Annotated in this window: 19 protein-coding genes and 1 pseudogene; 6 read left to right on the top strand and 14 right to left on the bottom strand. The window is 72.0% G+C overall.

Going from position 1 to position 18722, the window contains the following annotated elements:
- Positions 1-246: 246 nt before the first annotated feature.
- Positions 247-906 (bottom strand): helix-turn-helix transcriptional regulator, encoded by a 660-nt coding sequence (locus tag ACZ4UV_RS41085; protein WP_089104714.1) that lies wholly within the window; start codon positions 904-906, stop codon positions 247-249.
- A 291-nt stretch (positions 907-1197) separates the two neighbouring features.
- Positions 1198-1884: a DUF3000 domain-containing protein gene (locus ACZ4UV_RS41080; protein ID WP_390034899.1), complete on the bottom strand. Its 687-nt coding sequence runs from the start codon at positions 1882-1884 to the stop codon at positions 1198-1200.
- A 108-nt stretch (positions 1885-1992) separates the two neighbouring features.
- On the opposite strand from ACZ4UV_RS41080, the gene hemE reads away from it, so the two are divergent.
- Entirely contained in the window at positions 1993-3060 is a 1068-nt protein-coding gene (gene hemE, locus ACZ4UV_RS41075) for a uroporphyrinogen decarboxylase (RefSeq protein ID WP_390034898.1), read from the top strand.
- A 9-nt stretch (positions 3061-3069) separates the two neighbouring features.
- Here hemE and ACZ4UV_RS41070 read toward each other — a convergent pair whose 3' ends face one another.
- Positions 3070-3894 (bottom strand): rhomboid family intramembrane serine protease, encoded by an 825-nt coding sequence (locus ACZ4UV_RS41070; RefSeq protein ID WP_451022736.1) that lies wholly within the window; start codon positions 3892-3894, stop codon positions 3070-3072.
- Positions 3895-4015: 121 nt separating this feature from the next.
- On the opposite strand from ACZ4UV_RS41070, the gene ACZ4UV_RS41065 reads away from it, so the two are divergent.
- Positions 4016-4318: a hypothetical protein gene (locus ACZ4UV_RS41065; protein WP_351961903.1), complete on the top strand. Its 303-nt coding sequence runs from the start codon at positions 4016-4018 to the stop codon at positions 4316-4318.
- Positions 4319-4396: 78 nt separating this feature from the next.
- Here ACZ4UV_RS41065 and ACZ4UV_RS41060 read toward each other — a convergent pair whose 3' ends face one another.
- Both ACZ4UV_RS41060 and ACZ4UV_RS41055 read right to left on the bottom strand, forming a co-directional pair.
- Complete coding sequence (locus ACZ4UV_RS41060; protein ID WP_467845122.1) at positions 4397-5782, bottom strand: FAD-dependent oxidoreductase; 1386 nt, start codon at positions 5780-5782, stop codon at positions 4397-4399.
- A 37-nt stretch (positions 5783-5819) separates the two neighbouring features.
- On the bottom strand, positions 5820-6719 hold the full coding sequence (locus tag ACZ4UV_RS41055) for a DUF4349 domain-containing protein (RefSeq protein ID WP_467845119.1): 900 nt from the start codon (positions 6717-6719) through the stop codon (positions 5820-5822).
- Between the two features lie 155 nt (positions 6720-6874).
- Between ACZ4UV_RS41055 and hemG the strand changes: the two genes are divergently transcribed.
- Together hemG and hemQ are read left to right on the top strand one after the other, a co-directional pair.
- Positions 6875-8326, top strand: coding sequence for a protoporphyrinogen oxidase (gene hemG / locus ACZ4UV_RS41050; RefSeq protein WP_467845115.1), 1452 nt, complete (start codon positions 6875-6877; stop codon positions 8324-8326).
- 5 nt (positions 8327-8331) lie between these two features.
- Positions 8332-9063, top strand: a complete 732-nt coding sequence (gene hemQ / locus ACZ4UV_RS41045; RefSeq protein ID WP_390034893.1) for a hydrogen peroxide-dependent heme synthase — start codon at positions 8332-8334, stop codon at positions 9061-9063.
- Between the two features lie 6 nt (positions 9064-9069).
- Here hemQ and ACZ4UV_RS41040 read toward each other — a convergent pair whose 3' ends face one another.
- The 7 genes and pseudogenes from ACZ4UV_RS41040 to ACZ4UV_RS41010 form a co-directional block, all read right to left on the bottom strand.
- Positions 9070-10716 carry an alpha/beta hydrolase gene (locus tag ACZ4UV_RS41040; RefSeq protein ID WP_467845111.1) on the bottom strand — a complete coding sequence of 549 codons (1647 nt, stop codon included), beginning with the start codon at positions 10714-10716 and terminating at the stop codon, positions 9070-9072.
- A gap of 153 nt (positions 10717-10869) precedes the next feature.
- Positions 10870-11649 carry a TIGR04222 domain-containing membrane protein gene (locus ACZ4UV_RS41035; RefSeq protein ID WP_351497273.1) on the bottom strand — a complete coding sequence of 260 codons (780 nt, stop codon included), beginning with the start codon at positions 11647-11649 and terminating at the stop codon, positions 10870-10872.
- 97 nt (positions 11650-11746) lie between these two features.
- Positions 11747-12547: a DUF4142 domain-containing protein gene (locus ACZ4UV_RS41030; RefSeq protein WP_451022559.1), complete on the bottom strand. Its 801-nt coding sequence runs from the start codon at positions 12545-12547 to the stop codon at positions 11747-11749.
- A gap of 355 nt (positions 12548-12902) precedes the next feature.
- Entirely contained in the window at positions 12903-14177 is a 1275-nt protein-coding gene (locus ACZ4UV_RS41025; protein WP_467845107.1) for an MbnB/TglH/ChrH family RiPP precursor modification enzyme, read from the bottom strand.
- 148 nt (positions 14178-14325) lie between these two features.
- Positions 14326-15120, bottom strand: coding sequence for a DUF4142 domain-containing protein (locus ACZ4UV_RS41020; protein ID WP_351497267.1), 795 nt, complete (start codon positions 15118-15120; stop codon positions 14326-14328).
- A gap of 106 nt (positions 15121-15226) precedes the next feature.
- Complete coding sequence (locus ACZ4UV_RS41015) at positions 15227-15928, bottom strand: aminoacyl-tRNA hydrolase (RefSeq protein ID WP_351497298.1); 702 nt, start codon at positions 15926-15928, stop codon at positions 15227-15229.
- A gap of 166 nt (positions 15929-16094) precedes the next feature.
- A pseudogene (locus tag ACZ4UV_RS41010) lies at positions 16095-16230 on the bottom strand (transposase); the annotation flags it as partial.
- 22 nt (positions 16231-16252) lie between these two features.
- Between ACZ4UV_RS41010 and ACZ4UV_RS41005 the strand changes: the two are divergent.
- A complete protein-coding gene (locus ACZ4UV_RS41005) occupies positions 16253-16882 on the top strand; it encodes an RNA-guided endonuclease InsQ/TnpB family protein (protein WP_467845103.1) in 630 nt (209 codons plus the stop codon).
- Entirely contained in the window at positions 16806-17696 is an 891-nt protein-coding gene (locus ACZ4UV_RS41000) for an RNA-guided endonuclease InsQ/TnpB family protein (protein ID WP_467845486.1), read from the top strand. The genes ACZ4UV_RS41005 and ACZ4UV_RS41000 overlap by 77 nt, the downstream gene beginning before the upstream one ends.
- On the opposite strand, the gene ACZ4UV_RS40995 is transcribed toward ACZ4UV_RS41000, so the two are convergent.
- The gene (locus ACZ4UV_RS40995) at positions 17638-17829 is read right to left on the bottom strand and encodes a hypothetical protein (RefSeq protein WP_451017816.1); all 192 of its coding nucleotides are present in this window, start codon (positions 17827-17829) and stop codon (positions 17638-17640) included. The two genes, ACZ4UV_RS41000 and ACZ4UV_RS40995, sit on opposite strands and share 59 nt — an antisense overlap.
- A gap of 18 nt (positions 17830-17847) precedes the next feature.
- Positions 17848-18702, bottom strand: a complete 855-nt coding sequence (locus tag ACZ4UV_RS40990) for a polysaccharide deacetylase family protein (RefSeq protein ID WP_351497263.1) — start codon at positions 18700-18702, stop codon at positions 17848-17850.
- Between the last annotated feature and the right edge of the window lie 20 nt (positions 18703-18722).

The raw sequence follows: 18722 nt of genomic DNA, 5'->3' as shown, positions 1-18722 counted from the left end.
GGGGTGGGGGCCTGTTGTCGGGCGGTGGGGGGTTTTGGGCGTCTCCTAACTGTTCTTGGTTGGGGGGGGGGTGGGGCGGTTGTCGACGGGATAGTCCCCCCCCCCCCCCCCCCGGAGGGTCGTAAACCAGTCAGGCCGGTGAAAGATCAGGTCCACGAACGGGGGACAACGGGTTACGACATGACGCCGGACCGGCGGCCGGTCCGGTCACGTCGGTGAACGTATGACCGGTCGGTGACCGGTCGGTCAGTGGATGATTCCGGTGCGCAGTGCCACGGCGACCATCCCGGCGCGGTCGCCCGTGCCGAGCTTGCGGGCGATGCGGGCGAGGTGGCTCTTGACGGTGAGGGCGGACAGCCCCATCGAGACGCCGATCGCCTTGTTCGACTGGCCCTCCGCCACCAGCCGGAGCACCTCGACCTCACGGCCGGAGAGCTCGCGGTAGCCGCCCGGGTGGCTCGGGGCACCCGGGGGGCGGCGGTGCATGCGGGAGGCGGCGCCGATGGGGGCGGCACCGGGTCGGGTGGGGAGCCCGATGTTGGTGCGGGTGCCGGTGACGACGTAGCCCTTGACACCGCCGGCCAGGGCGTTGCGCACGGCGCCGATGTCGTCGGCGGCGGACAGGGCCAGGCCGTTGGGCCAGCCCGCCGCACGGGTCTCGGACAGGAGGGTCAGGCCGGAGCCGTCGGGGAGATGGACGTCGGCGACGCAGATGTCGCGGGGGTTGCCGATGCGGGGACGAGCCTCCGCGATGGACGAGGCCTCGATGACATCGCGCACGCCGAGCGCCCACAGGTGGCGGGTGACGGTGGAGCGGACGCGCGGATCGGCCACGACCACCATGGCGGTGGGCTTGTTCGGGCGGTAGGCGACCAGGCTTGCGGGCTGCTCTAGGAGAACGGACACCAGGCCTCCTGGGGTGGGGGACGGGGCCGGCTTGTGGGGGAAGAAGCCGGGACGAACCGTGCTTTCAAGGTCACAGTCGTCTTCGGCACCAAACCCGTCCGCCTTTAGAGAATGATCACGATCTGGTGAGTAACAATACGTGCAATTCGGACACGCGATCGATCATCCGAAGATCGAATCGGTTCGGGCCGTTGCCGTACGGGACAGAAAGTGGCCGTATCGACAAAAGGATGGTCAATCAAGGGTGAGTCGACGGGACCCGGGTGGACGGGTCCCCGTGACGGTGCGGGTTCAGCGGGCCTGCGGGTCGCGGCGCTGCGGCAGTGTGACCACCGAGGCGTCGCCGGGGGCGGCCGGCGGCAGGCCCGCCACCTGCGCCAGCAGGTCGCACCAGGAGGCGAGGTGGGCGGCGGTGTCCGGGACGCCGGCGCGGCCCTCCCGGGGTGTCCAGGAGGCCCGGATCTCGATCTGCGAGGCGGCGGGGCGCGCGGACAGCCCGCCGAAGTAGTGCGAACTGGCGCGCGTCACGGTCCCGCTCGGCTCGCCGTACGCCAGGCCGCGCGCCTGCAGCGCGCCGGTCAGCCACGCCCAGCAGACGTCCGGCAGCAGCGGATCGGCCGCCATCTCCGGCTCCAGCTCCGCACGTACCAGCGTGACCAGCCGGAACGTGCCGTGCCAGGCGTCGTGCCCGGCCGGGTCGTGCAGCAGTACGAGACGCCCGTCGGCGAGATCCTGCTCACCGTCGACCACCGCCGCCTCCACGGCGTACGCGAACGGGGCGAGACGCTGTGGGGCGGGCGTCGGCTCCACCTCGACCTGCGGCCGCAGCCGGGCACCGCGCAGCGCGTCGACCGCGGCCCGGAAGGCCGGCGGTACCGGTGGCGCCGCACTCCCGGTATGTCCTTCGTCCTCCCCGGTGTCCTTCCCCTCGCCCATCCCGCCAGCGCCGTCCGACAGTCGTCCCTGAGCCGCAGCCATGCGGGGAAGAGTAAGGGGAACGACGCCTTCGCGCAGGGAGAGACACCACCTAAGGACCATGTAAGGGCGCGGCCATGTCGGCTTCCGGGGCGTGCGAGACTTGCCGTCGTGAGTGCGAACGGAAGCCCTGCGGGCCAGCAGCCGACAGCGACGTACGACAGTGCCTTCCTGAAGGCGTGCAGGCGTGAACCCGTGCCGCACACCCCCGTGTGGTTCATGCGCCAGGCCGGCCGCTCGCTGCCGGAGTACCACAAGGTGCGCGAGGGCATCCCGATGCTGGAGTCGTGCACGCGGCCCGAGCTGGTCGCCGAGATCACCCTCCAGCCCGTCCGCCGGCACCACGTGGACGCGGCGATCTACTTCAGCGACATCGTCGTCCCGCTCAAGGCCATCGGCATCGACCTCGACATCAAGCCCGGCGTCGGCCCGGTCGTCGCCAACCCGATCCGCACCCGCGCCGACCTCGCCCAGCTCCGTGACCTCACCCCCGAGGACGTCACCTACGTCACCGAGGCCGTCGGCCTGCTCACCGCCGAGCTCGGCCCGACCCCGCTGATCGGCTTCGCCGGCGCGCCGTTCACCCTCGCGAGCTACCTCGTCGAGGGCGGCCCCTCGCGCACGTACGAGAACGCCAAGGCGATCATGTACGGCGACCCGGAGCTCTGGGCCGACCTGCTCGACCGCCTCGCCGACATCACGGCCGTGTTCCTCAAGGTGCAGATCGAGGCCGGCGCCTCCGCCGTCCAGCTCTTCGACTCCTGGGCCGGGGCGCTGGCCCCCGCCGACTACCGGCGCTCGGTGCTGCCCGCCTCCGCGAAGGTCTTCGACGCCGTCGCCGGATACGGCGTCCCGCGCATCCACTTCGGCGTCGGCACCGGCGAACTGCTGCAGCTCATGGGCGAGGCCGGCGCGGACGTCGTCGGCGTCGACTACCGGGTCCCGCTCGACGAGGCCGCCCGCCGCGTCGGCCCCGGCAAGGCGCTCCAGGGCAACCTCGACCCGGCCGTCCTGTTCGCCGGCAAGGACGCGGTGGAGACCAAGGCGCGCGAGGTGCTCGACGCGGCCGCCGGTCTCGAAGGCCATGTCTTCAACCTGGGCCACGGCGTGATGCCGTCCACCGACCCGGACGCGCTGACCCGCCTCGTCGAGTTCGTGCACACCGAGAGCGTGCGCTGACCCGGTCCGTTACCAGCCGTGCCGGGGCCGGGCCCGCCTGCCGAACAGCAGGCCGCGCGGCTCCGGCGGCGGGGGTGTGCCCGGCTTGAGCGGCCAGGCGAGCACCATGCCCACCAGGAAGCCGACGATGTGCGCCGCGTACGCCACGGTCCCGGCGTCGGAGACGCCCTCGCCGGACGAGTAGACGGCCTGGAGCACGAACCAGAAGCCCAGCACCAGCCAGGCCGGCAGCCGCAGCGGCAGGAAGACCAGGAACGGGACCAGTACCCAGACCCTGGCCCTCGGGTAGAGGACCAGATACGCGCCCAGGACCCCGGCGATCGCGCCGGACGCGCCGATCAACGGGTCGCCCGACGAGGCGTTGAGGAGCGCGAAGCCGTAGCCGGCCGCGTAGCCGCAGAAGACGTAGAAGAGGAAGAAGCGGATGTGCCCCATCCGGTCCTCGACGTTGTTGCCGAAGATGAGCAGGAACAGCATGTTGCCCAGCAGATGCAGCCAGCTGCCGTGCAGGAACATCGCCGTGAAGACCGACAGCGCGGGCGACTTGTCGTAACCGGGCGGGCCGACGACACAGCCGGCGCCGTTCCGGCCGATGCCCACCTGGCCGGTCGGGACCATCTGCGGCATCTGATGGTGGATCAGCTCCCGGGGGACCGCCGCGTAGTGATCCATGAAAGCCTGCAGATGACACAGCTGCGCCAGGTCGCTGCCACCGGCCACGGAGCCGGCTATGCCGGGCGTGAACAGGAAGACGAGCACGTTCGCGGCGATCAACGCGTACGTCACGTACGGCGTGCGACGCACCGGGTTCACGTCATGAACGGGGATGACCACAGCTGACTAGTGCCCAGGGCGGGGGCGCTCGATGCGCGGGGAGCCTCGGTGAACGTCGCCACGCGCGCGTGCGTATGTCCTTGCGACCGACGTGAGGTTCAGGCGACGTGAGGAACAGGCGATGAACGAGCGGGTTACTCCTCAGGCATTCCCTCCCATGCAGGCCCTGCCCGACGGTGAGGCCGAGATCTCCCTTGTCGTACGGCTGCCCTGGGAGGACGTGGCACGGCTCGGCCAGGAGGCGGGGCGGCTGGCCGCGCAGATGCAGCGGCCGGTGACGCTGGACGAGGCGGTGAGCAACCGGCTGCGGTCGACGCGGCCCGCGGCCGCGCATGCGCGGCCGGGGACCGAGCAGCCTGCTGCCGCGGCTGCGCCGGGAGGGGCGGGGGTTACTTCGTTGCCGCGGATCAGCGGGACGGCTTGAGATGCGTTGCGGGGTGCGGGTGGACTGTGGCTGGTCGCGCAGTTCCCCGCGCCCCTGGGTTGGTGACCTGGGCGCCCCTTAGAAAGTTCGCACCTTTGCCGTGGCTTTCCTCGCCGCTACCAGTACGGGGTCCCACACCGGTGAGAACGGTGGTGCGTAGCCCAGGTCCAGGGCCGTCATCTGTTCCACCGTCATGTTCGCCGTGAGGGCGACCGCCGCGATGTCGACGCGTTTGCCCGCGCCCTCCCGGCCGACGATCTGGACGCCGAGCAGGCGGCCCGTGCGGCGTTCCGCGAGCATCTTGACCGTCATGGGGCTGGCGCCGGGGTAGTAGCCGGCACGGCTCGTGGACTCGATGGTGACCGTCTCGAACCGCAGGCCCACCCGGAGCGCGTCCTTCTCGCGCAGGCCGGTGCGGGCGATCTCCAGGTCGCAGACCTTGCTCACCGCCGTACCGACGACACCCGGGAACGTGGCGTAGCCACCGCCCACGTTGGTGCCGATGACCTGGCCGTGCTTGTTGGCGTGGGTGCCGAGCGGGATGTACTGCTCCTGGCCCGAGACCAGGTTCAGGACCTCCACGCAGTCGCCGCCCGCCCAGATGTCCTCGTGCCCGCGCACCCGCATCGCGAGGTCGGTGAGCAGCCCGCCGTGCCGGCCGACGGGCAGGCCCGCCGCCTCGGCCAGGCCGGTCTCCGGGCGGACGCCGATGCCCAGGATCACCACGTCCGCCGGGTACTCGGCGTCCTCCGTGGCCACCGCGCGCACCCTGCCGTCCTGGCCGGTGAGCACCTTGGTGACCTCGGTGTCGTCGACCATGGTGATGCCGAGGCCCTCCATGGCCTCGTGGACCAGGCGGCCCATGTCCGGGTCGAGCGTGGACATCGGCTCGCTGCCGCGGTTGACGACCGTCACCTCGTAGCCCCGGTTGATCAGCGCCTCGGCCATCTCGACGCCGATGTAGCCGGCGCCGACCACCACGGCCCGGCGGCCACGCGTGCGTGCCAGCGTGTCGAGGAGGGCCTGGCCGTCGTCCAGGGTCTGCACACCGTGCACCCCCGGCGCGTCCGCGCCCGGCATGTCGGGGCGGATCGGGCGGGCCCCGGTGCCGATGACGAGTTTGTCGTACGACGTCCAGGACTCGGCGCCGGAATCGACGTCACGCGCGCGTACCCGCTTCCCGGCCACGTCGATCTCCGTGACCTCGGTGCGCATCCGCAGGTCGATCGCGCGGGCCCGGTGCTCCTCGGGGGAGCGGGCGATCAGATGGTCCCGCTCCTCGACGTCACCGCCCACCCAGTACGGGATCCCGCACGCCGAGTAGGAGGTGAAGTGGCCGCGTTCGAAGGCCACGATCTCCAACTCGTCCGGTCCCCGCAGCCGACGTGCCTGGGACGCCGCGGACATGCCCGCGGCGTCACCGCCGATCACGACCAGTCGTTCCCGCCCACCGTTCATGCTCATGCGAACACGCTACGGGGCGCGGGCATTTCGGGCTCGCTCAGGTCTCGCTGCCGGGCTGCCCGGTGGCCCGCCGCCGGCGGGCCAGCCGCCACCACAGCAGCGCCAGTACGGCTGCCAGGGCGGCGAACGGCAGGGCCGCGCCCAGGGCCAGCGCGATCCAGCGCAGCATGGTGACGAAGACGTGCCAGCCGCCGGACACGGCGTCCACGAACCCCGGGGAGTCGTCCTCCGCGGCCGCCTTGACCGGCGTCCGGGTGAGGGAGAGCGTGATCGTGGCCATGCTGGTGCGGTCCTTCAGGGACGCCTGCTGGGCCAGCAGCGACTCCAGGTCGGCCTCCCGGCTGCTCAACTCCCCTTCCAGGGTGACCACGTCACTGAGCTTGGCCGCCCGGTCCATCAGCTCGCGGATCCGGGCCACGCTGGCCCGCTGCGACCTGACCCGGCTGTCCACGTCGACCACCTGGTCGGTGACGTCCTGCGCCTTCGCGGTGCGGTCGATCAGCTTGCCCGCGCCCTGGAGGTCGCCGAGCACCTCGTCGTACTTCCCGGTGGGCACCCGGAGGACCACGCGGGTGCGTTCGTGGCCCGCGGAATCCCGGGTGGTGGTCTCGTCGCCGACGTAGCCGCCGGCGTCCTCGGCCGTGGTGCGTGCCGCGTCGAGGGCCTTGGGCACGTCCTTGACCTGCACGGTCAGCGAGGCGGTGCGGATGATCCGGTTCACCGTGAGATCGGGCGTGGTCCGGCCGGTCCCGCTGCCGCTGTCCTTGGCGCCCGCCGAGCCCGCCGCCTCCCCGGCAGCGCTGTGCACGTCGGCCTTGGCATCGCTCGCGGAGCCGCCGCCGGAGGCGTCGTTCGCACCGCATCCGGTGAGGACGAGCGCGGCGGCGAGCAGGAGGCCGGCGAGGGCGGGGCGTACGGGTCGTGCGGGATGGCGCATGGTTCCCCCCGGGGGGTGGTGACGACTGACGCGACTTCGACGCCCGGGCGGGGCGGGACGTTCGGGGGCGACGGTCCCGGTGCGGTCACGGTCCGGACGCGTACGGGTCACCGGGCCGGGGCGGGGGCGTCAGTGCGGTCTGAGAGAGTGAGGTCATGAGCGCAACGGGTACGGGCACGGGTCAGGTCGTCGTCGTCGGAGCCGGGATCGCGGGGCTGGCCGCGGCGCACCGGCTGCTGGAGCGCGGCGCGCGCGTGACCGTGCTGGAGGCCTCGGAGCGAGTCGGCGGCAAGCTGCTGCCCGGCGAGATCGCCGGTGTGCGGGTCGACCTGGGCGCCGAGTCGATGCTGGCCCGTCGGCCCGAGGCGGTCGCCCTCGCCCGCGAGGTGGGGCTCGGCGAGCGGCTGCAGGCCCCCGCCACCGCCACGGCCGCCATCTGGACCCGGGGCGCCCTGCGCCCCATGCCCAAGGGCCACGTCATGGGCGTTCCCGGCACCGCCGCCGCGCTGTCCGGCGTGCTCTCCGACGAGGGCCTCGCCCGCATCGAGGGCGACGCCGACCTGCCCCGGACCGAGGTCGGCGACGACGTGGCGGTGGGGGAGTACGTGGCCGCGCGGCTCGGCCGGGAGGTCGTCGACCGGCTGGTCGAGCCCCTGCTCGGCGGGGTCTACGCGGGCGACGCGTACCGCATCTCGATGCGCTCCGCGGTCCCGCAGCTCTACCAGGCCGCCAAGAACCACGACTCGCTGACGGAGGCCGTCCGCGAGATCCAGGCCAAGGCGGCCGCGGCCCAGCAGACCGGGCCGGTCTTCATGGGCATCGAGGGCGGCGTCGGCACCCTGCCGCTCGCGGTCGCCGAGTCGGTGCGGGCCCGCGGCGGAGAGATCCTGACCGGGACGCCCGTGACCGAACTGCGCAGGGAACCCCGGGGCTGGCGGATCGGCACCCCCGGCCGGGTGCTGTCCGCCGACGCCGTGATCGTCGCCGTTCCCGCCCCCGCGGCCGCCGGCCTGCTGCGCGCCGAGGCACCCGCCGCCGCGGCCGACCTGGCCGCCGTCGAGTACGCCTCGATGGCCCTGATCACCCTCGCCTACCGCCGCGCCGGGCTCGGCCTGCCCGCCGGCAGCGGCTTCCTCGTCCCGCCCGTCGACGGCCGCACCATCAAGGCCTCCACCTTCGCCTCCCAGAAGTGGGGCTGGATCGCCGACGAGGACCCGGACGTCGTCGTCCTGCGCACCTCGGTCGGCCGGTACGGCGAGACCGCGATCCTCGGCCGTGAGGACGCCGACCTCGTCGACCTCTCCCGGCACGACCTGCGCGAGGCCACCGGACTGGACGCGGCTCCCGTCGCCACCCGCGTCACCCGCTGGACCGACGGCCTGCCCCAGTACCCGGTCGGCCACCACGCGCGCGTGGCCCGCGTCCGCGAGCACGTCGCCAAGCTCCCGGGCCTCGCGGTGTGCGGCGCGCAGTACGACGGTGTCGGCATCCCCGCCTGCATCGCGAGCGCGTACGCGGCCGTGGACCAGCTGGCGGGCGACCTCGGCGGGGTCGAGGAGCTGATGGCCAACCCGGTGCAGAGCCTGCACGGCGGAGCGGGAGAATAGGGACCATGAGTGACGACGCCCCCACCACCGAGTCCGGCAGGATCCCGAACAAGGGCAAGCTGGCCAAGGACCTCAACGAGGTCATCCGCTACACCCTGTGGTCGGTCTTCAAGCTGAAGGACGTGCTGCCCGAGGACCGCGCGGGCTACGCCGACGAGGTCCAGGAGCTGTTCGACCAGCTCGCCGCCAAGGACGTGACCGTCCGCGGCACCTACGACGTCTCCGGTCTGCGCGCCGACGCCGACCTGATGATCTGGTGGCACGCGGAGACCAGCGACCAGCTCCAGGAGGCGTACAACCTCTTCCGCCGCACGAAGCTGGGCCGCGCGCTCACGCCGGTGTGGTCGAACATGGCGCTGCACCGGCCCGCGGAGTTCAACCGCTCGCACATCCCGGCGTTCCTCGCCGACGAGACCCCGCGCAACTATGTCAGCGTGTACCCGTTCGTGCGGTCGTACGACTGGTACCTGCTGCCCGACGAGGACCGCCGCCGGATGCTCGCCGACCACGGCAAGATGGCCCGCGGCTACCCGGACGTGCGTGCCAACACGGTCGCCTCGTTCTCGCTCGGCGACTACGAGTGGGTGCTGGCCTTCGAGGCCGACGACCTGTACCGCATCGTCGACCTCATGCGCCACCTGCGCGGTTCCGAGGCCCGCCGGCACGTCCGCGAGGAGGTCCCGTTCTACACCGGACGCCGCAAGTCGGTGGCCGATCTGGTCGCGGGCCTCGCCTGACGATCGTCAGCGCTGGCCGGTCTTGCCCTTCAGGGAGTCCCGCAGGTCCTTCCCCCGGGCATGGTCGGCCGGCGCCGCCGCCTTCGGCTCCGCGTGCCCCGCGCACGAGGCGTGCCGCTTCGGGAGCCGACCCTCCAGCAGGTAGGCCTCCAGGTAGCCGTTCACGCACTTGTTGGGACCGCCGCCGATGCCGTGCGTGCCCGCGTCCCGCTCGGTCACCAGCACCGAGTCGGACAGGCGCCGGTTCATCTCCAGCGCGCCCGCGTACGGCGTGGCCGCGTCCCGCTCGGCCTGCAGGATGAGCGTCGGCGGCAGCTCACCGGGGCCCGTCCGGACGTCGAGCGGCTTCTGCCGGGGCACCGGCCAGTAGGCGCACGGCAGGTTCATGAAGGCGTTGTCCCAGGTCTCGAAGGGCGCCACGCGTGCGAGCCGGGTGTTGTCCCGGTTCCAGGTCTGCCACTTCGTCGGCCAGGACGCGTCGTTGCACTCGACGGCCGTGTAGACCGCGTTGCCGTTCTCCGCCTCGGCGGCCGTCTCCGCGGTCGGCGCCGCCAGCCGGACCAGGGGCTTGGCGTCCCCCTTCAGGAACTTCGACAGCGCCTCCGCCCGGCTCGGCCAGAAGTCGTCGTAGTACCCGGCCGACAGGAACGCGCCCTGCAACTGCCCCGGCCCGACCTTCCCGCCGGCCGCCTTCTTCGCCAGCCGCCTGGCGGCCTTGTCGTAACTCGCCTGCACCTTGGCGGCCGTGTCGCCGAGCCTGTACACGGCGTCGTTCCTGGCGATCCACTCCCGGAAGTCCGCCCAGCGGCTCTCGAACGCGGCCGACTGCTCCAGGTTGTCCCGGTACCAGACCTGCGCCGGGTCCGGGTTCACCGCCGAGTCCAGCACCATCCGCCGTACGTGCGAGGGGAAGAGGGTCGCGTACAGCGCGCCGAAGTAGGTGCCGTACGAGGCGCCCATGAAGGTCAGCCGGTTCTCGCCGAGCGCCGCGCGCAGCACGTCCAGGTCACGGGCGTTGTTGAGCGAGGTGTAGTGGCGGAGCCTGCTCCCGGAGCGCTTGAGGCAGCCCTTCGCGTACGCCTGCGCCTCCTTGATCCGGGCCTTCTTGTACTCCTCGGAGGGATGCGTCGGCGACTGCGACGGCGCCTTGTAGAAGTGCCTGGGGTCGACGCAGGACAGCGGGGCGGAGCGGTCGACGCCGCGCGGGGCGTAGCCGACCAGGTCGTAGGCGGCGGCGATGCGCTTCCACTCGGGCAGCACGCCGACCATCGGGAAGAGCATGCCGGAGGCGCCGGGCCCGCCCGGGTTGTAGACCAGGACACCCTGCCGGGGGACCCTGCGCTTGCTGTTGTGCGGGTCCTTGTGGGTGGCCGCCACCCGGCTGACGGTCAGCTTGATCTGCTTGCCGTCCGGGTGCGCGTAGTCCAGCGGGACGCTCACCGTGCCGCACCGGAGTGTCTCCGGCGCCTCCAGGTCGGCGGCGCACCTGCCGAAGTCGATGCCCGCCGCGCGGGCCCGCGCGGCGGCCACGGCGGTGCCGTGCAGTTCGGCCGCCGCCGCGTCCGGGACGCGGGGGGCGCTCCCGGCCGGGGCGGCGGCCAGGGTGGTCAGGATCAGGGACCCGGCGGCCGAGTACAGGGCGGGGGCTCTCATGCGTATCCCTTCGGTGCAACGGCTGCGGTGGCGTGGCGGCAAGGACACCGCAGCGACTGCACGGCAGCAATAAAAGGGATATTTCGACCGGTTGTCGGCGAAGGCAAGCACCATCGGGCCGGTGTCGGCGCAATGCTCCCTATGCGCCCCCGCTCACTCCCGTGGCAGCTGGTCCCGGTGTGCGAAGGCCGCACGCAGCTCCGGTTCACCGATCGCGCGGATGCCCCGGACGGCGACGGAGGCCAGCAGCGACTGGTCGTCGGCCGCGCGGTTCGCCCGCCGGTGCAGCGTGCCGAGGAGCCGCTGGCCGGCCGGGGAGGCCCAGCGCGCGTACGGGTGCACCTCGACGCGGGCGATGGCCAGGCAGCTCAGCGTCAGGGTGAGGGGCAGCGCGAACCAGACGGCGACCAGGTCGCGCGGCATCTCGGTCGGCGCGGGCAGCGTGAGCGCGACGACGGCGAGCCCGAGGATCGCCAGCGCGGCGGCCCGGACCTGCCGGACACCGGAGGCGACCGTCGTGCGCGCCGCCGCGTCGGGCACCGCGAGCCCCGCCCGTACCAGCTCCTCGCCGAGACTCCGCACGGCGTCCGTGTCGGCCGCCGCCGAGCGCACCGGCGCTATCCGCGACTGCCCCTCGGGCCCGATGGCCCCTATCACCGACCGCTCCATCTCGTCCCGCCCCCGCGGATCCACGACGGTCGCCCAGCCGGTGTGGGCGAGCAGCAGCCGCCGTTGCCGGGCCATGGACACCAGCGTCAGATCGGCGACCCGCGCGGGCCCGCCGGACAGGAACGCGGCCTCGTACAGCGTCAGATCGTGTCCATGGCCCGCGTCCGCGTCGACGGCCGCCGTCCGTACGGCGGCCAGGCACAGCCGGGTGCAGGCGGTGCCGGCGACGGCCCAGGCCAGGAGCAGGAGAAGGACCCAGAACATGACACGTTTCTATGCCAGGGTCCTGGCCACCGCCATGCCCTGTTCACATTCCGGACCGAGTGTTGTAGGTATGTGACGTTCCGTTTCCCCGCGCAGGTCAGGGGTTGTCGGAGGAGGCCGGTTCCGGGCTGGCGGTGGCGGGCGGCAGTGTGTACGTCGAGGACGGCGACGGGGTCGCTGCCGGCTCCGGTGCGATCGGTGTCGCGTCCGCCGGGGCGACGACGGGCGGTGCGGCGACGGGGGAGGGGGTGGCGGTCAACTGCTGTGCCAGCGTGCCGAAGTCGATGTAGCCGGTCGCCTCCAGGACCTTGATGTGGTCCAGGACGGTGGTGTTGGCGTCGTCGGCGAGATCGCGGACCAGGGTGTTCTGGGTGGCGGCGCGGACCTGGGCGACCACGGAGAAGACCCGGCCGTGCGCCAGCCGCACGATGTTCGCGAACTCGCGGTCGAAGTCCTGTCCCTGCGCGGCGTTCAGTGTGGCGAGCCACTGCTGCTGCTGGACGTTCGGGCTGTTCGGGATCGGCACGCCGAGCTGGGTGGCGACGGTGCGGACGTGGGCGTCGAGGGAGGTGTGCCCGTCGACGAGGTGCTGCCCGGCCGTCCGTACGGCCGCCGTGGTGCCCTTCTGCTCCGCCATCTCCCCGGCCGGCAGCTCCCAGAGCCCGGCGAGGCGGACCTTCACGATGAAGTCCCGGTCCTGCGCGGACAGCGGGCCGTACGCCGTCGTCACGGTCTGGGCGCTGAGCACGTTCACCGAGCCGGTCGGGTCGGAACGGTCGGCGTACGACCAGATCGGGAACACCAGGGCGGCGAGGGTCGCCGCGAGACAGACGATGATCAGCCCGGTACCGCTGAATATGCCTCGTCCCTGGACGGGGGGTCGGGGTCGCGCGCGCATGATGCCTCCTGCACCGCACGGTGGGGCTTCGCCGCGCGGGGTTGGCATATTACCGAGGGGTGCGGAGAGCGGTCGGACCGTGTGACGGACGAAGCAGCGCCGAGGGCGCGTGGGCCGTACGTCGGCCGCGGGCCGGTGGGGGCTGATCGCGCAGTTCCTCCCCCAGCCTTCGGCCGGGGGTACCCCCAGCGCCCCTTACGGGGCATGTAATCCGCGGGCAGTCGTGCCTCCCCCAGTGCCTTAAGGGCCTGGGAGGTGCCCCCAGGGCGGCACGGGTGGGCGCTGGGGGTCCCCCCGGCCGAAGGCTGGGGGAGGCACCCGGCAAGCGCCGGTGAGCGTCCCCACCCCCCGGCCGCTAACCCCGCCGCAGCAGCACCCTGCGCGTGAGCGACCGCCGCGGGGCCGACCCCGCCCGCTCCCGCCACCACTGCTCCAGCCGCCGATGAGAGGGACCGCCCCCCGTTCGCAGCAGTTCCCCCGCGAACTCCAGGGCGTCCCGCCGGTAGCCCCCCGTCATCGGCCGCTCCTGCGCATACGTGAGGAAAGCCGCCCGGTACCCCGCCCCCAGGATCTCCGGCAGCTCCGGGGCGATCTTCGCCACCACATCCGCCCGCTTCGCGGCCAGCGCCCGCGCCTGCACCCCCATCCGCGCCCGGTCGAACCCCTCCGGCAGCGGCGTCCCCGCGACCAGCGACGACAGCATCGCGGTCTGCGCGAGCCCGACCCGCTGCCGGGCGGCGTCGGAGACCTCGGGGGCGGGAGCCGCCGGCGAGGGCTCCCACGGGCGGCCGGCCACCGCACCGCCCGCCGTCACGGCCGTCCGGATCGCCGTCAGCTCACGCTCCAGCTCGGCCGGTTCCGGGAAGTTCTCGTCCCGCTCCAGCAGCACACCCGGCGGCGCGACCCGGGACGCGAGGTCGGTCAGGACGTCCAGGACCGCCGGGGGCACCGGGTGGGCGTGGCTGTCGTGCCAGACGCCGTCCCGCTCGAAGCCGCCCGCGACATGGACGTAGGCGATCGCCTCGACGGGGAGTTCGGAGAGGGCCTTGGCCGGGTCCTCCCCGCGGTTGACGTGGTTGGTGTGCAGGTTCGCCACGTCGATCAGCAGCCGTACCCCGGTACGGTCGGCGAGGTCGTACAGGAACTGCCCCTCGGTCATCTCCTCGCCCGGCCACGAGACGAGCGCGGCGATGTTCTCGACGGCGAGCGGCACCGGCAGCGCGGCCTGGGCGATGCGGACGTTCTCGCAGAGCACGTCGAGGGCGTCCCGGGTGCGGGGGACGGGGAGCAGGTGGCCGGCCTCCAGGGCCGGCGACGCCGTGCGCGGGCCGCCCGCGCGGACGAACGCGATGTGCTCGGTGACCAGGGGGGAGGCCAGGGCCTCCGCCCGCTCGGCGAGCGCCCTCAGCCGTTCCCCGTCGGGACGGTCCGCGCCGCCGAGGCCCAGCGAGACACCGTGCGGGACGACAGTGACCCCGCGCTCGCGCAGCCGCCGCAGCGACTCGGGGAGGTGGCCCGGACAGGTGTTCTCGGCCACGACCTCGACCCAGTCGATGCCCGGCATGCGCTCCACGGCGTCCGCGATCTCCGGCCGCCAGCCGATGCCCGTCCCCAGCCGCTCCAGGGTCATGGTCGTCCCCCTCCTGCTCCGACCTGTTCCGAATGACGGGGGTATGGCCCCGGAGCGCGTCCGCGAACCGTGTTGTCTGCCGCTTCAGAGCAACATTTGAGGTTCGCGCCCGCGCTCCGGGGAGCTGTCGGGCCACCGGCCGGGGACGCTACCGGCTGAGGACGCCGCCCTCGGAGTCCTCCGGGTCCGGGCGCGCGGTGTTCACCGTGCCCGGCGCGCCGGGGGAGGGCCGGGACGTGGTCTGCACGTCGCCGCTGGCCTGGGCGGCCGGCGCGGAGGGCGCCACCACCCCGGGCGCCGGCACCGCCGGGCCGGTCGGGCTGGCCGTGCTCGCGTTGGCGATCTCGTTGGCGATCGCCTCGAAGTCGACCTTGCCGGTCTTCTCCAGGATCGTGATGTGGTCGAGCACGGTCTGGTTGGTGTCCGAGGCGAGCTGCCGCACCAGGCTGTTGCGGGTGGTGTTCCGCACCGTCCCGATCGCCGGGAAGATCTTGCCGTGCGCGGCCCGCAGCAGGTTCACGAACTTGTACTCGTACTCGGCGCCGGTCGCGGCGGACATCTCGTCGAGCCAGCCCTGCTGCTGCTCGTTCGGCACGTTGGGCAGCTCGACGCCCAGTTGCGCCGCGACGATCCGGACCCGCCGGTCGAGGTCCGTGTGGCCCACGATGAGGTGGTCGCCGGCCTCCTTGATCGCCGCGCTCGGCGCCCGCTGGATCGCCTGCTGACCGGCCGGCAGCTCCCACAGCCCGGCCAGCCGGACCCGCACGATCAGGTCGCGGTCGGAGGCCGTCAACGGACCCCACTCGGTCATCACGGTCCCCGCCGCCACATTGGCCTGCCCGGTGCCGGAGCGGTCGGCGTACGACCACACGGGGTACACGAGCGCGCCGACGGTAGCGGCGAGGGTCGCCAGAATGAGGGCCGTTCCGTTCAAACGCCGCAAGGGGTGCCTCCCCGTGTCGCTGGTTCAGTGCCAGGACGTACGGGTGCGGCGGCGACGGTGTTCAAACAAACGGCAAAGTTTGTCAGGGGAGTTAAAAAAGACCAGGTCAGTGAAGTGCTGGATGGTCCGCGACCACCGTGCAGCTGCCCGGGGCGATCTCGGTGAACCCGGCGTCCCGCACCAACGGCAGCCCGCTGTCCGTCAGTTCACGCCACTCGGCCGGATCGGCGGTCCGCACGGCGAGCGGGAACCCGGCGTCGCGCCACGCCTCCCGCTCCTCCTCCGGCAGCGCCCACCAGGCCAGTTGCGCCCCGTGCCCGGCCTGCGCCATCGCCTTCCCGGCCGACATCTCCAGCTCCGGGTTCAGCCACAGCACGGGCGCGGACCGGTCGGCGCCCGCGGGCGGCTCGGGATCGTCCAACTCGGTCCCGGACACCTGCAACTTGGCCAGCTCCCGGGGCCACCCGTCCAGGGGAACCGGCGGAAACACCCGCACCTCGGCCGACTTCCCCGTGAGGGTGATCCCGGGCAACTCCCCGGCCCGCCGCCACTCGGCCCCCCGAGCCCGCCGCACGACCTTCCGGATCCGCGCGTCCTCCCAGTCCCGAACGGCCTGCGCCCACTCACCGTCCCCGAGGGCCCGCTCATCACTGAGCATGGCCAGCACGGCCCGAGCGGCCGTTTCGAGTGCGTCGGTGCGGGCCGGGGGAGCCGACTTCTCTATCCGCACGACAAGAGGCAGCACGAACTGGGGTGCTTCGTCACGTGCAGTGGGTTCCGTCTTGAACGGGCTGTCGCCGGGTGACATGGAATCAACGCTCACCCCATCACCCTAAGGGGCGCGGGGAACTGCGCGACCAGCCACAACGCGCCCGCAGTCCGAGACGGTGTACACCCCCACGGCGGGACCGCACGACAATGTCCTCATGCGCCGTGCTCTCGAACTGGCCCGCACGGCTGGGATGTGCCCCCGGCCGTATCTGGCGGGCGGATACACCTTTGAGGCTGTTGATCAGCTTCGAGACGGCGTCCTTGGGCGGGTAGGTAGGGCACCGGGAGGTGGACGTGATCCCGTTCACCGTTGAGCTCGTGCAGCTCCGCTACGAAGTTCATCGAACTGGTCTGAGATCGAATGTATTTGCTCATCCCATGGCAGTTTCCGTTGAATGTGATCTTTCGTCGCGAGCGGCCGCGCGGCATCAATACGGTGATCGATATGCAGCTTCGCTACAACTCGCGGGCCTACCCGAATACCTCTCAGTGCCGTGCGCTGGCGAGGGCGTTCGGGTGTGCTCGTGTGGTGTGGAACGACTGTCTGCGTGACCGGAAGGAAGCGCACGAGGCGGGGCTGCCGTATGTGACGTCGGGCGAGTTGTCCCGGTTGCGCATCACCCAGGCCAAGGGAACCGGGGAACGCGCCTGGCTCGCCGACGTGTCGGCTGTCGTCCTGCAGCAGTCCCTGCGGGACCTGGACACCGCCTACAAGAACTTCTTCGACTCGATCACGGGCAAGCGGCAGGGCCGCAAAGTCGGCCCTCCCCGGTACAAGTCGAAGAAGGACGCGCGGCAGTCGATCCGCCTCAACACCAACGCGTTCTCCCTCCAGGACGACGGCACGGTGTACGTGGCCAAGGTCGGCAGCCTCAAGGTCAAGTGGTCCCGCCGGCTTCCGGCCGCCCACATCCCTGACCGTCACCAAGGACAGCTGTGGCCGGTACTTCCTCAGCTTCGTCGTCGACACCGAGCCGGACATCCTCCCTGAGGCGGAGGCGGAAGCAGGTATCGACCTCGGGCTGTCCGCCTTCGCCGTCCTCTCTGACGACCGGAAGATCGACAGCCCGCGTTTTTTGCGCCGGGCGGAGAAGAAGCTCAGGCGCCTTCAACAAGAGCTGTCCCGCAAGGCCAAGGGATCGAAGAACCGGGCCAAGGCCCGCATCAAGGTCGCACGCCAGCACGCCAAGGTTGCGGACCGGCGCCGGGACTTTCACCACAAGGCATCCACACAGATCATCCGCGACAGCCAAGCGGTGTATGTGGAAGACCTCGCGGTATCCGGCCTGGGCCGCACCCGGCTCGCCAAATCCGTGTACGACGCGGGATGGTCCGCGTTCGTTCGGATACTGGAGTACAAGGCGGTCAAACACGGCCGCACCTTCGCCAAGGTGGACCGGGCCTTCCCGTCCTCGCAGGTCTGCTCGGCATGCGGGTTCCGGGACGGTCCCAAACCCCTGCACATCCGCGAGTGGACGTGCGGCGAGTGCGGCACCGTGCACGACCGCGACCACAACGCAGCCCGTAATGTCCTCTTCGAAGGACGCCGAATCGTCGCCGCTGGACGGGCGGAGACGCAAAACGCCTGTGGAGCGCCGGTAAGACCAGGACGAAAGTCCCGGCACAGCGCGGTGAAGCAGGAAGCCCCCGGAAGGGTCGGACGACCCAGGCCGGAATCCCTGGACTTCTCAGGCCAGGGAGCACGTCAAGGTTCCCGCGTCCCACTCGCTCGGACACGGCCGCCGCTCACCCTGAACAGGCGCTCCGCTGAGCCTCCTGCCACTCACAGCGCGGGCACATCGTGATGCCCTTGTACGACTCCGGGTACTCCGTCGGCTCCCGGCACAGCACACACTCCGCATACGGCGGCCCGTCCGCCTTCGGCGGCTTCGCGCCCTCGGTGGTCGTGCAGTAGCCCTCGTGCCCCTCGTCGCTCATGTCTCCAGCGTAGGACGGTCACCGGTGCCCCGGCGTCTCCCCGATCAGCTCGGAGACCTTCACGAACCGGAAGCCCCGCTTGCGCAGCTCCGGTACGACGCTCCGCACCACCTGCTCGGTGGTCGGGGCGGCGCTGCGGGTGCAGTGCATGACGACCACGGAACCGGGCTTCACCCCGTCCAGCACCTGCTTGGTCACCGCGTCGGCGTCCGTCGCGAAGGCGTCCCCGCTGACCACGTCCCACTGCACCGCGGTGACCCCGAGCGCGCCGACCGCGCGCAGCGCCTGCCGGTCGTAGCAGCCGCCGGGGAAGCGGAAGTACGGCATCGGGTGCGGTACCCCGGCGCGGAGCAGGGCGGCGTAGGCGCGCTCCACGTCCGACTTCATGTTCGCGGCGGCGACGGTCGGCAGGCCGTAGCAGTCGCCGGTGAACGCGTAGTGGCTGTAGGAGTGGTTGGCGACCTCGAACTGCGGGTCGCGGCCGAGGGAACGGGCCTGTGCCGGGTACTGGTCGGCCCAGCGGCCGGTCATGAAGATCGTGGCCGGCACCTTCAGCCGGCGCAGGGTCGCGATCAGCGCGGGGTTGTCGAAGTGCTCGCCCTTGGCCGCGCGCGGCCCCTGGTCGGCGGTCATGTCGGCGTCGAAGGTCAGGGCGACGGTCTTGCCCAGGGTGCGCGGACCGTTCGTGAAGACGGGTGCCGTACCGCCGGGCCCGGGGGCGAGCGTGGGCGGCGGGGTGGCGGAGGAGGAGGCCTTGGCGGGGGCCGGGGGGCCGGCGTGGGGGGCCTCGGTGGTGCCACAGGCGGCGAGCGCGGCGCCCAGGGCGACGCATACGGTGGTCGTACCGGTAAGACGGCGTGCTAGTCGGATCACCCTGTGAACGTAGGTTGATA

The sequence above is a fragment of the Streptomyces sp. NPDC028289 genome (assembly GCF_055565975.1).
The sequence above is the reverse complement of the archived record's forward strand: the minus strand, read 5'-3'. Positions and strand labels throughout refer to the sequence as shown.

Coding starts and splice junctions, on each gene's coding strand:
- ACZ4UV_RS41080 (WP_390034899.1), bottom strand. CDS start 1,884: ATGGCTGCGGCTCAGGGACGACTGTCGGACGGCGCTGGCGGGATGGGC.
- hemG (WP_467845115.1), top strand. CDS start 6,875: ATGAGCGCAACGGGTACGGGCACGGGTCAGGTCGTCGTCGTCGGAGCC.
- ACZ4UV_RS41030 (WP_451022559.1), bottom strand. CDS start 12,547: ATGCGCGCGCGACCCCGACCCCCCGTCCAGGGACGAGGCATATTCAGC.
- ACZ4UV_RS41055 (WP_467845119.1), bottom strand. CDS start 6,719: ATGCGCCATCCCGCACGACCCGTACGCCCCGCCCTCGCCGGCCTCCTG.
- ACZ4UV_RS41065 (WP_351961903.1), top strand. CDS start 4,016: ATGAACGAGCGGGTTACTCCTCAGGCATTCCCTCCCATGCAGGCCCTG.
- ACZ4UV_RS41035 (WP_351497273.1), bottom strand. CDS start 11,649: ATGTTCTGGGTCCTTCTCCTGCTCCTGGCCTGGGCCGTCGCCGGCACC.
- ACZ4UV_RS41005 (WP_467845103.1), top strand. CDS start 16,253: ATGTATTTGCTCATCCCATGGCAGTTTCCGTTGAATGTGATCTTTCGT.
- ACZ4UV_RS41025 (WP_467845107.1), bottom strand. CDS start 14,177: ATGACCCTGGAGCGGCTGGGGACGGGCATCGGCTGGCGGCCGGAGATC.
- ACZ4UV_RS40995 (WP_451017816.1), bottom strand. CDS start 17,829: ATGAGCGACGAGGGGCACGAGGGCTACTGCACGACCACCGAGGGCGCG.
- ACZ4UV_RS41040 (WP_467845111.1), bottom strand. CDS start 10,716: ATGAGAGCCCCCGCCCTGTACTCGGCCGCCGGGTCCCTGATCCTGACC.
- ACZ4UV_RS41060 (WP_467845122.1), bottom strand. CDS start 5,782: ATGAGCATGAACGGTGGGCGGGAACGACTGGTCGTGATCGGCGGTGAC.
- hemQ (WP_390034893.1), top strand. CDS start 8,332: ATGAGTGACGACGCCCCCACCACCGAGTCCGGCAGGATCCCGAACAAG.
- ACZ4UV_RS41015 (WP_351497298.1), bottom strand. CDS start 15,928: ATGTCACCCGGCGACAGCCCGTTCAAGACGGAACCCACTGCACGTGAC.